The sequence below is a fragment of the Bacteroides coprosuis genome, from assembly GCF_020741705.1.
In the GTDB taxonomy this organism is placed as follows: domain Bacteria; phylum Bacteroidota; class Bacteroidia; order Bacteroidales; family Bacteroidaceae; genus Bacteroides_E; species Bacteroides_E coprosuis.
The window spans coordinates 1-13,821 of sequence record NZ_DYYK01000131.1 but is presented as its reverse complement, the minus strand read 5'-3'; the positions used below and the strand labels follow the sequence as shown (position 1 = coordinate 13,821).

General features: G+C 34.9%; 9 protein-coding genes. 7 read left to right on the top strand and 2 right to left on the bottom strand.

The window, feature by feature from the left end; all coding sequences use genetic code 11:
• Nucleotides 1-167 precede the first annotated feature (167 nt).
• Nucleotides 168-1,007, top strand: a complete 840-nt coding sequence (locus K8V80_RS07450; RefSeq protein ID WP_276776622.1) for a GLPGLI family protein — start codon at nt 168-170, stop codon at nt 1,005-1,007.
• Between the two features lie 70 nt (nt 1,008-1,077).
• Nucleotides 1,078-3,693 (top strand): carboxypeptidase-like regulatory domain-containing protein, encoded by a 2,616-nt coding sequence (locus K8V80_RS07445; protein ID WP_276776620.1) that lies wholly within the window; start codon nt 1,078-1,080, stop codon nt 3,691-3,693.
• Between the two features lie 522 nt (nt 3,694-4,215).
• Here K8V80_RS07445 and K8V80_RS07440 read toward each other — a convergent pair.
• Nucleotides 4,216-4,818, bottom strand: coding sequence for a hypothetical protein (locus K8V80_RS07440; protein WP_276776618.1), 603 nt, complete (start codon nt 4,816-4,818; stop codon nt 4,216-4,218).
• A gap of 65 nt (nt 4,819-4,883) precedes the next feature.
• Complete coding sequence (locus tag K8V80_RS07435; protein WP_006744606.1) at nt 4,884-5,441, bottom strand: RNA polymerase sigma-70 factor; 558 nt, start codon at nt 5,439-5,441, stop codon at nt 4,884-4,886.
• 230 nt (nt 5,442-5,671) lie between these two features.
• Between K8V80_RS07435 and K8V80_RS07430 the strand changes: the two genes are divergently transcribed.
• The 5 genes from K8V80_RS07430 to K8V80_RS07410 all read left to right on the top strand — a co-directional run.
• A complete protein-coding gene (locus K8V80_RS07430) occupies nt 5,672-6,685 on the top strand; it encodes a FecR family protein (protein WP_276776616.1) in 1,014 nt (337 codons plus the stop codon).
• A gap of 232 nt (nt 6,686-6,917) precedes the next feature.
• Nucleotides 6,918-10,235 (top strand): TonB-dependent receptor, encoded by a 3,318-nt coding sequence (locus tag K8V80_RS07425; RefSeq protein WP_276776613.1) that lies wholly within the window; start codon nt 6,918-6,920, stop codon nt 10,233-10,235.
• Nucleotides 10,236-10,240: 5 nt separating this feature from the next.
• Nucleotides 10,241-11,851 carry a RagB/SusD family nutrient uptake outer membrane protein gene (locus K8V80_RS07420; RefSeq protein ID WP_006744603.1) on the top strand — a complete coding sequence of 537 codons (1,611 nt, stop codon included), beginning with the start codon at nt 10,241-10,243 and terminating at the stop codon, nt 11,849-11,851.
• A gap of 28 nt (nt 11,852-11,879) precedes the next feature.
• Nucleotides 11,880-13,013 (top strand): glycoside hydrolase family 18, encoded by a 1,134-nt coding sequence (locus tag K8V80_RS07415; protein ID WP_276776609.1) that lies wholly within the window; start codon nt 11,880-11,882, stop codon nt 13,011-13,013.
• 25 nt (nt 13,014-13,038) lie between these two features.
• A partial coding sequence (locus tag K8V80_RS07410) for a BT_3987 domain-containing protein (RefSeq protein ID WP_276776606.1) occupies nt 13,039-13,821 on the top strand: 783 nt, incomplete at its 3' end.

Sequence of the window (13,821 nt, the reverse complement as noted above, 5' to 3'; positions counted from 1 at the left end):
AAAGCGAAAAAGAAATACCTAATGGACATGAATGGCTATATTGAATTGGAAACTGGAATTGATTTAGGTGGTAATATTTCGCAGAAGGTAATGCAATATGATTTGATAGAGTTGGATTATAAATAGGGATTCTTTCCTTAATTTTTACGTTATAAAAATTGGATGAGATGCATAAAACAATTGTTATGTTGGTGGTTATTGGAGTTGGGTTTGTACATGGCAAAGCTCAGCGGGTATTAGATGAAACACATCTAAAATGTAGCTATATTTATACTTCCCTTAAAGATACTATTAGTAGAACTCAAAAGGATGATTTATTGTACTTACAAATAGGAAAAAACCTTTCTAAATGTTATAGCTACTATACCTATCAAAGTGATTCGTTGAGTTCTACTAAAGATGGTATAGAAACTAGTCGTCAGCTTTTTAAAAAGGCTATGGCCGAAACTAAAGGGGTTCCTCAAGGAGGCTTTCCATATAAGCGCATGAGGACTTGTGTTTATAAAAATTATCCGCAAGGGAAAATGACTGTAACAGATGGTATATCTAGCCAAGACTATATATATGAAGATGTATTAAATGCACAAAATTGGTATGTATTGGACAGTATAAAAACAATTTTGGATTACACTTGCCAAAAAGCAAAATGTGATTTTAGAGGTAGACAATGGACTGCGTGGTTTTCAACAGAGATTCCTATTAGCGATGGCCCGTGGAAATTTTCAGGTTTACCTGGATTAATTATGGAGGCTTATGATAAAGGAAGACAATATCATTTTCTTATTAATGGGCTAGAAAATGTGAAACGAGAGAAGATTGTCTTCAGCAAATCCAATACTGGGAATAAAAAATTTGAAAAAACAAATCGAAAAGATTTTTTAAAAGCTTGGAAGCGTTATCTGATGGATATTAATGGCTATATAAAATTGGAGACCGGAATTGATTTAGGTGGTAAAACTTCGCAGAAGGTAATGCAATATGATTTGATAGAGTTGGATTATAAATAGGGATTCTTTCCTTAATCTTTTTACTAACACGGATTTGGGTATTCTGCTAAAATCTACAATATAAGAGCATATGAACATACCTTTAAAATGGATGTTGACTACTGTCTTTATCTTCTGTACATTGCATATAGAAGCACAGCAAGTCGTCTTATCAGGAAAGATTACTGATAAGTTAACAGGAACTCCCCTGTCGAATGTGCTAGTTACGGTACGTCCAGCAGGTGAGAATAAGATTGTAAGGTATGCACAATCATCACAAGATGGGAAATATGAGATAAAGCTTGCATCTTTTCCCGACAACCATGTCTTACATTTTTCCATGATGGGATATGCATCACAGACTATTTCATTGTTTAGTAATCTATCTCAATATGATGTAAAACTATCAGAACAAGCTACTCAACTGAAAGAAGTCCTTGTTAAGGCCCCTGGTATTCACCAACGGGGCGATACAATCTCTTATCTAGTTTCCAGTTTTGCCGATGCACAGGATAAGTCATTAGCCGATGTGTTAAAAAAATTGCCAGGTATCGAGATTGAAAAAAGTGGGTCAATAAAATACAATGGTGTGGCTATCAATAAATTTTATATTGAAGGGAAGGATTTGTTAGGTGGACGATATGGCCTGGCAACTAGTAATGTGCATCAGCAAGATGTGGGAAGTGTTGAAGTGATGGAAAACCATCAGCCGATAAAAGCATTAACTGATATCTCATTCTCACAGAGTCCAGCCATTAATATTCGGTTGAAAGAGGATGCCAAATCACGTTGGGTGGGAACAGCTAAGACTGGTGCTGGTTTTGATCCTTTTCTATGGAATGCAGAATTGTTTGTAATGCGCTTCACCGCTAAGACACAATCATTGAATACATATAAGACTAATAATACAGGAATAGATATTACTCAAGAAACCCAAAGCTTCTCTATTGATGAAATTATGGGCCAATTTTCTAAGAATTACCGTTTGAATAATTATATAAATGTGCGACCTGATAATCTGACGGATATAGATGCCAACCGGGTTCGTTTTAATAAATCTCACATGGTCAGCACCAATAATCTTTGGGCTTTGAATAAAAACTTCGATCTGACTTCCCAAATATCCTACTCGAATAACAGGTTGACTTCAGATAATTTCTCAAAAACCACTTATTTCCTAAAAGATTCGACCATAATAACTGATATAGGAGAATCGGCAACCTCCAAACAAAACCGCTTATCGACGGATATTGTACTAACCGCAAATACGACTACCTATTACTTAAAGAACAAGCTAAATGCAGATCTTTTGTGGGATGACATCAATATGGGGATTACTGGGAGCTATCCAAACTCTCAGTCTGCCTCTGTTCCTCACCATCGGTTCTCTAATGATCTGGAACTGTTAAAACGATCTGGTAAAAAAACATATACGTTGAACTCCTACAACCTGTATCAAGTCAAACCACAACATTTAAATGTTACAAGGGAAGATAAAAGACAGAAACAGAATATCCGTTCTGCGGCATTTTATACAAATACCAACACCTCGATGGCTTTCTTTATCAAACCGATATCCATAGCAATGAAAATGGGAGTTATCGGAGTGTTTCGTTCAATGAATAGTGAGTTAACAGGCTTATCTGATACACTGGGTGTAATGAGTAATGATTTATCAATGAATTACGTCAATTTGTATGTATCTCCAGAACTCGAATATAATCAAGGTGGACTTGAGGCAAAGTTTAGTATGCCTGTTTCATTTACCCCGTACCGCTACCACGATAAAATTCAGAAATCAACAGACTCTGATACTAAATTCCTTTTATCTCCTCGTCTCTATATTCGTTATCATTTTACTTCCCGTCTATCCGTTTCTATGACCGGTAGGTTGGCTCAAAATCCAGTAGAGGAGCAACAATTTTATAGTGGATTCTTACTGCAAAATTACCGAAACCTTTCCCGTGGACTTATAGATTATAATACAGCAAACCAAAAATCGGCGAGCCTGAATATTGCTTATAAGAGACCCTTAAATGCTTTTTTTGCCAATGCAAGTGTTATCCGCTCATGGTCTAAAACAAAACGTACCTCTAGCCGGTCTTTCATAGACGATTACATTTTAAACACATTTATACCACAAGATAACTCTTCGAATGTATGGATGCTAAATGGTAGTGTTAGTAAAGGGTTGGATATGATTAATGGAATGGTATCGTTACGCTCCTCCTATATGGGTTATAATGGTTCAATGTTTCAGAATGAGGTTAGTACACCTTATTCGTCGAACACATGGGATATTACCCCTAAAATCAATTCAAGGATTGCAACGTGGTGTAACTTATCGTATGAGTTCAACTATGCAAAGAACCGTTTAAGTGTGAAAGAGACAGGAGTCAAATCATCATCCCAGAGTGTTTCACAGGTGTTATCCTGTAATTTTATTCCAGGGAAAAAGTATTATATACAACTTACAGGAGAACATTACTACAATAAAATGTCAAACAATGTCTCCAAACATCTTTTCCTTGCCGATGCAGAGTTTACCTATAGCTTTGCCAGCGGATGGGAATTGAATCTTTCCGTGAAAAATATATTCAACCAGAATAGATATAGCTATACTGTATATGATGATTTAACAAGTATGAATAAAGAATACAAAATACGTCCACGGAATTTCCTAGCTAGCATGTTTTTTAGGTTTTGATTAAAAGAAACATGAAGATATCAGCTTGTGCTTTGGATATATTGAAGAAACTCTAGTATTCCCTTTTTGGCGTACAATTTCTATCTTTTGAGTGAGTTTAGCTATTTGACCTACCTCTTTGATGCGTGCGTTAAATCTATTGCTATGATACATTATCCGTTGCATAAGCTCATATTTCTCCTAACTTTGAAGTTATCTTTGTCAACACCAAATCAAGTTCATCAAACTGAGGACATGCTCTTTTAATCCATTTCTTTTTGTTGTCCTAGTGTTCAATTAATATTAAAACCTATAGTAATCAAGGTACCTTTGGTGCGAGAGTAGTTATAACAAACATATAATAGTGTCGTACCATCTTTTGTTACTCTCTTATAGAGTATATTAAGGAATGTAACTAGCCAGATCTTTTATATTAGTCGTGCATTAGTCGTGCAATAGTATTACAAACTATGGATAATTATTAAGAGTCCCGTACAAAACAATACATCTTTTTTACGCATAAATCCTAAAATATCAATAAACTTATTTTACAATAGATATAATTATTGCAAAAACAGCAATTATTGCTGATATCCCAGCTATTAAAAGAGATTGACGCGAGATACGTAACAAAACTTTATTTATCCTATATGATTGATAATTTGAGAAAGCTGTTACTGCTAAATTTTGGAATCTATGGTCTTGCAAAGCCTTCACTCCTTCTTCTGTTATTTTAAAATTTAGGATATTCTCCTTGTCGGTTTTTATAGGCTTCACTAATGATAAAAATATCATTTTTCCTATTATGGCATTAACAAATGCTACACTTGTATCCCAAACCATATCTTTAGGGGCGAACGTGTATATTATATAATTAAGCTCTTTAAATGACACTTCTTCCTTTCTATTATAGAAAAATGACTCTAAAACAATTGCCATCACGTAATATTCATTACTTTGTCTTTTAAATATACTTTTCGCAGTATTATTGTTATTTTTAATATCAATGCCTTCATAAGCCTTTATTGATTTAGAAAACTTAGAAAAAGCTTCATTCATTTTTCGAAAACTCTCTTTTTCTTCTTCAGTAAAATCTTCTATTTCACCCTCTAGTAACTCATTTAATGATCTTTTACTTTTTTCCATATACAGTTAATTTATAGTTAAGGATTTATTCACTTTTAGATTCATTATAATTTAATAGTAATAAATCAACAAAAGAGGAAGGCTAATAAAGGGAGGTAATCTTTCAACTCTACTCTTAGAATTTTTAAAGCCTGACCGATTCTGTAGTTTACGGTTTGATGCGAAACATTGAGCATTTCAGCGATCTGTTTATGAGTAAGATTCTTTTTTCGAGTAAGTTCGTATGCTTCTCGAAGCTTAGGGTCCAACTTTGTCAATGCTTTTTTATACAACACAAACAATTCATTCTCCATATAAAACTTAGGATTTTCAAACTCTTCTTTGTGCTCAAGTGCGATTGCATCGTAGGCTCTTCTCTTTATATGACTATGGTGGATTTGATTTAAGGCTTTATTTTTAACAATAGTAAAAAGAAAACTCTTTAAAGATAAGTTGGGGTTAAGACTAGTGCGATTTTCCCATAACCAAAGCATAGTATCTTGTACTATTTCTTCGGCTTCATCTAAAGATACATACTGCGACCCAAAGGAACACAACCACTGATAATAATGGCGATATACCTTTTCAAAAATAATTTTATCTCCAGATGTTAAGGCCTTAACAATTTGTTTATTGTTTTTCATAAAAATCACGTCTTTCATTCTCTCCATCCATGAGAAACTAGAACAAAACATTAACTGACTCTAGTTGTAGCTTCTCGGGCGCAAACTTACGATAGCTTATTTATATTTGCAACTTTTTTCTAAAAGCATGCTAATATAGAAATTTATTTTAGTTTACAATTAGTATAGTCCTTCCTTGATTTGTTATTATATTAGAGAGTTTTTATTTTTTCTCATAAAATAAGAAAGTTATGGATGAAGCAATGCTGCTAGCATACCTGAAGGGTAATCTATCTGAATCAGAAAATAAGGAAGTTGATCTTTGGGTTTCAAAATCAGCAGACAATTATAAAAAATTAGAACAAATATATTATACGACATTTGTTGGAGACCGATTACATGCTTATGAATCGGTTGATGTAGAGGCGGCTTTAAATAAATTTCACACAAAAGTAAAGCCACAAGAGATTCACACGATGGATCCTCACCCCTTCTCTACAAAGCTTTACCGAATAAAAAAATATGGAGGGTTGGCTGCTGCCTTCTTTACTGGCATTATTTTATCTGTAGGAATTCTATTGGGCATATTAGCCCAGCCTTCAACCTACCAAGTAAGTACTTTTGAAGGGCAACGTGCGCACGTTGTACTCCCCGATGGCTCTTATGTATGGCTAAACTCCTCTACCAAACTAGCCTATCAATCTGGAATCTTATCTAAAGAACGTAAAGTAGATGTCAATGGAGAAGCCTATTTTGAGGTAACTAAAAATAAGAATAAACCTTTTGTTGTAAATAGCAAGGGAGTACGCACCCAGGTTTTGGGTACAAAATTTAATGTAAGAGCCCGCAATCAAGAAAGCAAAGTAGTTACTACTCTATTTGAGGGCGCAATACAAATGTACACACATAGTTCAGATAAATTGGGGCAACGACTTAAGCCAGGAGAAACTCTGGAGATAGATGTAATAACACATCAATCCAATTTATTTACATACAATACTCCTAAAGATGTTTTGCTGTGGATTAATGGAGATCTTAAATTCAACAATAATACCTTGGGTGAAATGGCTGAGAAGTTTGAAAAAGTATATAATGTTCGCTTCCATTTTGAAAATGAGGAAGTGCGACAAGAACGTTTTACTTGTAAATTCAAAACAGACTTCTCTCTAAAAGAGATTTTATCTACCCTATCATTAACCCAACATTTTAGTTACGACATCACTGATGATGGAAGAGTTCTTGTTTTTTCATCTATAAAAGAATAAAATCATAGAATATCTATTTTCTTGATTAAAGGCCGTATATCCTAAGCTTATAAGGGGTATACGGCCTTTAATTTTTTATTTATTTAATCTATTTTTAATAAATTCTTAAAAAGAATGTTAGTGTTTCATTAGTGTGCCCCTTTAGATGTTTGTATTAAGAGTGTAAGGATACATAAAATATGCATTCTTACTGTTAACTAAAAAAACAAATTATTTAAAACTAACTAAAGACATGGAGAATTCTATGAAAAGCAAGAGCTTTTATTTACTACTCTTGTTGCTATTTGTGTCAATGCCAATCAAGGCATTTGCTCAAGAGCAGAGAGTAAGTTTGAACTACTCTAATGCCCCATTGGGCGAAGTCTTGGACAATATTGGACGTATAACGTCTTTGTCCGTTGTCTATAATGTGAAAGATATTGATGCAAATGAAGCGATATCTATTAACGTACAAGACGAGACTGTAACAAATGTATTATCAAAGTTATTTAATGGTACATCTGTTTCTTATTCATTCCTAAACAATCACATTGTCTTATCTAAAGAAACTAAAACAACATCTAAAAATCAACAAAAAGATTCGCGTTTCTTTGTAAAAGGTAATGTAACCGATGCTAGTGGCGAACCTCTTATCGGGGTAAGTATCCAAATTAAAGGTTCTGCAACAGGAACAATTACCGATTTAGATGGTAATTTTTCTCTGCAAGTAGAAAAAGGATCTGTTATCGAACTTAGTTATATCGGTTATGAAAAACAATCGGTTAAAATTATAGGAGATAAACCTTTAAACATTGTTTTAAAAGAGGATAATAAAGTACTTGATGAGGTTGTTGTAACAGCTCTTGGTATTAAACGTGCAGAAAAAGCATTGAGCTACAATGTACAACAAGTTAAGCAAGACGACCTAACCAAGGTTAAAGATGCCAACTTTGTAAATAGTTTAAGTGGTAAAGTAGCTGGTGTTACAATCAACAAAAGTGCTTCTGGTGTAGGTGGTGCAACCAAAGTTGTTATGCGTGGTGCTAAATCTATTGAAGGTGATAACAACGTACTTTATGTTATTGATGGTATTCCTATTTTCAACTATAGTGCTGGTGCTGATAGTGGAATTATGGGTGAAGGCAAAGTGGGTAGTGAAGGTATTGCCGACTTTAACCCTGAAGATGTTGAAAGTATCTCTGTTCTCTCTGGCCCATCAGCAGCTGCTCTATATGGTAGTAATGCTGCAAATGGTGCCATCTTAATCACAACCAAGAAAGGTGAAGAGGGAAAAGCTCAGGTAACCTACTCTTCAACAGCAGATTTTAGCAGACCTCTAATGATGCCTAAATTCCAAAATAGATATGGAAACAAAGCTCATACTTATGAAAGCTGGGGCGATAGACTTACCACTCCTAGTGATTTTGATCCTAGAAGAGATTTCTTCAACACAGGAACAAACTTTATCAACTCGGTTACCTTAACTACAGGAAACAAACACAACCAAACTTTTGCTTCTATAGCTTCTACCAATTCAAAAGGTATTGTTCCAAATAATACGTATGATCGTTATAACTTTACAGTTAGAAATACATCTAAGATGTTAGATGATAAATTACAACTAAATCTTGGTGCTTCTTACGTAAAACAGAAAGACAAAAACATGGTTTCTCAAGGTCAATACTGGAACCCTATTGTAGCTGCTTATCTTTACCCTAGAGGGGAATCGTTTGAAAAAATTAAAACATTCGAAAGATTCAATGCAGATAGAAACCTTCCTGCACAATATTGGCCTATTGCTGATGGAGTGTTTGCCAACCAAAACCCTTATTGGACAGCTTTTCGTAATGTAGCTCCTAATAATAAAGACCGTTTTATGTTTAACGGTGGTCTGACTTATCATATTTTAGACTGGTTGAACGTTTCTGGTCGTATTCGTATGGATAAATCGTTCGTTAAGAGTGAAAGAAAAATCTACGCAACTTCACACGATGTATTTGCTAAATCTAAAGGTCATTACGAATATGGAAACTATGAAGACAATCAATTATACTCAGACTTTATGGTGAACATTAATAAGCACCTTAAAGACTTTAGTATTGCTGCAAATATAGGTTTGAGTTATTCTGATTACTCATCTCTTACAAGAGGATATAAAGGTAACTTGATACTAGTTCCTAATTTATTCTCTGCACACAATATTGACCCTGCTGAAGGTTCTATTAAAGAAGAAGGTGGAGATACAAATGTACGTAACTTTGCTATGTTTGCTAGTGCAGAACTAGGTTGGAGAAGTATGATTTACTTAACATTGACTGGTCGTAACGACTGGAACTCTCGTTTAGTAAACTCTAAAGAAGAATCATTCTTCTACCCATCAGTAGGTCTTTCTGCTATCGTTTCAGAAATGGTAAACTTACCTAAAGCTATTTCATATTTAAAAGTTAGAGGTTCATATACAGAAGTAGGTGCTCCTATTTCAAAATCGGGTATGACTCCAGGTACAATTACTATTCCGATTAAAGGAGGGGTAATCAAACCTACAGGTATCTATCCTTATGGAGATTTTAAAGCTGAACGTACTAAATCTTACGAAGTGGGTGTTACAGCACGTTTCTTTAATAAGATTCACTTAGATGCAACTTGGTACAAATCGAATACATACAACCAAACTTTTATTGGTGATCTTCCTGAAAGTTCTGGCTACAAAGCGGTTTATCTACAAGCTGGAGATATCGAAAATAAAGGTTGGGAAGTTAGCTTAGGTTACAACGACCAATTTGGCGATTTCGGAGTATCTTCTACTCTATCTTATACCAAAAACAAAAATAAGATTAAAGAGATGGTAGAGAATTACCAACATCCATTGAGTCCAGAACCAATCAACATTCCTGAAGTATCTAAAGACAAAGGACGTGTCATATTAAAGGCTGGAGGTAGCATTAATGATATCTATGCTTCTAAGTTCTTTAAAAAAGACAATCAAGGACATATCAACATTTCTGAAACGGGTGAACTTGTTCTAGAAAACACAGATCCTGTTTACCTAGGAAAAACAACTCCCGATTATACTTTAGGTTGGAATAATTCATTTAGCTATAAAGGTTTTGGCTTAAGCTTCTTGGTTAATGCTCGTGTAGGTGGTGTAGTTACCTCTTCTACTGAAGCTGTTTTAGATCGTTTTGGTGTATCAAAAGCTTCTGCTGATGCTCGTGATAACGGAGGTGTGTTAATACCTAATCAAGGATATAATGCACGCATTGATGCTAAAAAATATTACCAAATGATAGGTACTGGAGAAAGTGAATTAGCTGGTTTTTACACCTATAGTGCAACTAATGTACGCTTGCAAGAACTTACATTGAGCTATTCTTTCCCTGCGTCATGGTTTAATAACGTTATTCAAAACTTAACTCTTTCATTCATCGCTTCAAACCCATGGATGATCTACTGTAAAGCTCCTTACGACCCAGAGTTGACTCCTTCAACAGGAACTTATGGTCAAGGAAACGACTATTTTATGCAACCAAGTTTAAGAAGTTTAGGTTTTGGTGTTAAAGTTAAATTCTAATTATTATGAAAATCAAAAATTATAAATATATCATAGGGGCTCTAGCTTTAGGTTTATTCTCTTCTTGTGATTATGAGAGTATAAATACCAATCAGTTGGAGATGACTCCCGAAATGGGAATAATGGATGGTATTGCTGTAGGTGCCCCTTTTAAATCCATTCAACAAAATGTATTTCCTGTTGGTACACAAGCCGACGATACAGATGTTATCAATCAATACCAAATTGCATACCACTTATCTGCAGATTCATGGGCAGGCTATTTTGGACAAAACAACAACTGGGATGGTGGTAGAAACCATTTAACCTATGTTTTAAATGATGGATGGATTAGTGCTTCGTATAAGGCTGCTTACTCTAGCATTCTAGATTCTTGGAAAAAGATTAAGGATGAACATGAGAAAATAGATATGCCTGAAACATTTGCATTAGCTCAAATTCTTAAAATTTCAGCTTGGCACAAGGCTACTGATATGTTTGGTCCTATTCCTTATAAACATGCAGGTGAACCCATTTTAGTAGTACCTTATGATAGCCAAGAAGATGTATATCAATATTTCTTTGATGATTTATCTGAAGCTATCAATATATTGACTCCTCTAGCAGAACAAAATGGAAAACTAATGGCTAATTACGATGCTATCTATGCGGGTAGCGCTAGCAAATGGGTTCAATATGCGAACTCATTAAAACTTCGTTTAGCAATGCGTATTCGCTATGCTGATGCTGAAAAAGCTAAGCGTTATGCTGAAGAAGCCGTAAACCACCCTATCGGTGTAATGATGGCAAAAGACGACGAAGCACAAATAAGTAAAGGTGCTGGTTCTGTTTTTGTTAATAATATAGAGTGGCTAGACAAGCAATACAATGAATCAAGAATGGGTTCTTCCATACTAGCCTATCTTTCGGGTTACGAAGATCCTCGTTTACCTAAATATTTCGAAGAATCAGACAGTCCATATGCAGTAGAAGTACCCCAAGGTGGTAAATATCAAGCTATCCCTACAGGTCACGTAAAGGCAACAAATGACTACTTCAAAGCATTCTCACATTCAAACTTTAAATCAGAAACTCCAACTTATTGGATGCGTGCTTCAGAGGTTTATTTCCTTCGAGCAGAAGGTGCACTTATAGGATGGAATATGAAAGGTGATGCTGAATCTTTATATAAAGAAGGTATTTCTATCTCTTTTGAAGAGAATGGTATCCCTTCTTCGGCTGTAGATGCATATATCAACTCTGGAAAAGCTCCAGCTAAATATGAGCTTGAAGCACCAATTAGTGTAAATGTACCTGCTCCAACTTCAGCTACTGCTGAGTGGGAAGGCAGTACAGAGCAAAAGCTAGAAAAAATTATTACTCAAAAATGGATTGCCCTTTTTCCTAATGGACAAGAGGCTTGGAGTGAATGGAGACGTACTGGCTATCCAAAACTACATCAAGTAATTAAAAACAATAGTGGTGGTGAGGTTTCTACAGAAAAAGGTATCAGAAGAATGATTTACCCTAAATCTGAAAGACAATCTGCAGATCAAATAGAAAACTACAACAAAGCTGTTGAGCTTCTAGGTGGTCCTGACAAGCCAAGTACTAACCTATGGTGGGATAAAAAATAGATTAATTGACTGATTAAGAAATCATATTATGAAATTATTTAAAAAAATATTGTTCATTCTTCCTTTGGCTGGCCTGCTATTTACATCTTGCAGCAAATGGACAGATGCTGAACTAAAAGAAATAGATCACATCGGTGGATTCAACACCATGGATAATGAAAAAAGTGAAGCCTATTACAAAGACTTAAGAGCATGGAAGAAAACCGCTGAAAACTACGGTCGTCCTGTATCTTTTGGATGGTTCAGTAACTGGGCTCCATCTGGAGTTGTACGAAAAGGTTATTTAACCGCTGTTCCAGACAGTATCGATATCATATCTATGTGGAGTGGTGCTCCAGGTAGATATGAAATTACTGAAGCACAGAAAAAGGACAAAGAATTTGTTCAAAAGAAAAAAGGAATTAAACTATTGGAGGTAAGTCTCCTTTCTCATCTGGGCAAAGGAAGAACTCCAAAATCAGTGTATGAAGAAGTTGAAAAGCAAGCTGAAGAAGAAGGCTGGTCAGATAGTAAACTTAATCTAGCTAGAAAACATGCTCGCTGGGACTTCTGGGGTTTCACCTCACACAATTTGGGTAATAAAGAAGAATTAGAAGCAGCATTGGCTAAATTTGCAAAAGCTCTTTGTGATTCACTTTACACTAATGACTGGGATGGTTTTGATATTGACTGGGAACCAGGAATTGGATTTAATGATGCAGATGGAACATTAGATAATTCAACATTTAGATTTTTAGTCAAAGAAATGGGTAAATACATTGGTCCTAAAAGTGATCCTGAAGGCAAAGGACATAAACTTCTATGTATAGATGGACTAATAGATGGATATAAGTTTGAGGAGTTAGATGAATATGTGGACTATTGGATTCGCCAAGCTTATGGACAAAGTAGTCCAAGTTTTAGTACTCCTGGTAATAGACCCGAAAAACTAATTATTACTGAAAACTTTGAGTCTTATGCTACCGGAGGAGGTAATCTATTGAATCAAGCAGCAGCCATGCCTTCAGAAGGATATAAAGGAGGAGTAGGTGCTTATCGATTTGATAATGATTACTCAAACTCTCCTGATTATAAATGGATGCGCCAAGCAATACAGATAAATCAAGAAGTTTTCAATAAATGGAAAGCTGAACAAGGACAAGAAGACAGCAAAAATTTATAATTAGAATTGAAAAAAAACTGAAGATATGAAGAATCATTTATTCAAATATTTAGCATGCTTCGCTATTACAGTTCTTTTTATAGGCTGTAATGATAGTGAAAATTACTTATTAGAGAAAAAAATATATTTCGAAAAGAGCGAATTAAAACTAGAAGTTGAAGATCAAACAACTATTGATTATGAGTTAAGTTGTCGCCTTTCTAAAAAAAGCTCATCGACAGAAGATGTTACTTATGCTATAGCTGACAAAAGTGCTGTCGATAGGTATAATCAAAGAAATGGAACCGATTATGAAGCTTTTGACATTGCAAGTGTTAATCTAGAAGAAACCACAACTACTATTTCAAGTGGTCAAGTATATTCTGAAAAGAACATTCTTAAATTAAACAACCTAGATAATATAGAAGAAGGAAAAAGCTACCTCGTTCCCATTCATATTACTTGCGCATCGTCTCCTGTAGTAGAGGGAGAAGACACCCTATATTTAGTACTTACGAAACCTGTTCGCATTCTAAAAGTAGGTAAATTCGATAGCAGCTCTATTAAAGTTCCTTTATTACCAGGTGCTCCTTTTAAATCATTAACTTATGAAGCATTAATCTATATTGATGTCATGAGTGCTAATAAAACAATTATGGGAAGCGAAGGTACACTTATTTTAAGAATTGGTGACTTAGCATTACCTGGAGGAGCTAATGATTTAATACAAATTGCAGGTAGCAAGCAATTCCATGCAGATCAGAAATTTGTAGCAAACAAATGGTATCATGTTGCCTTCACCTATGATCAACCTACAGGTAAAGCTATC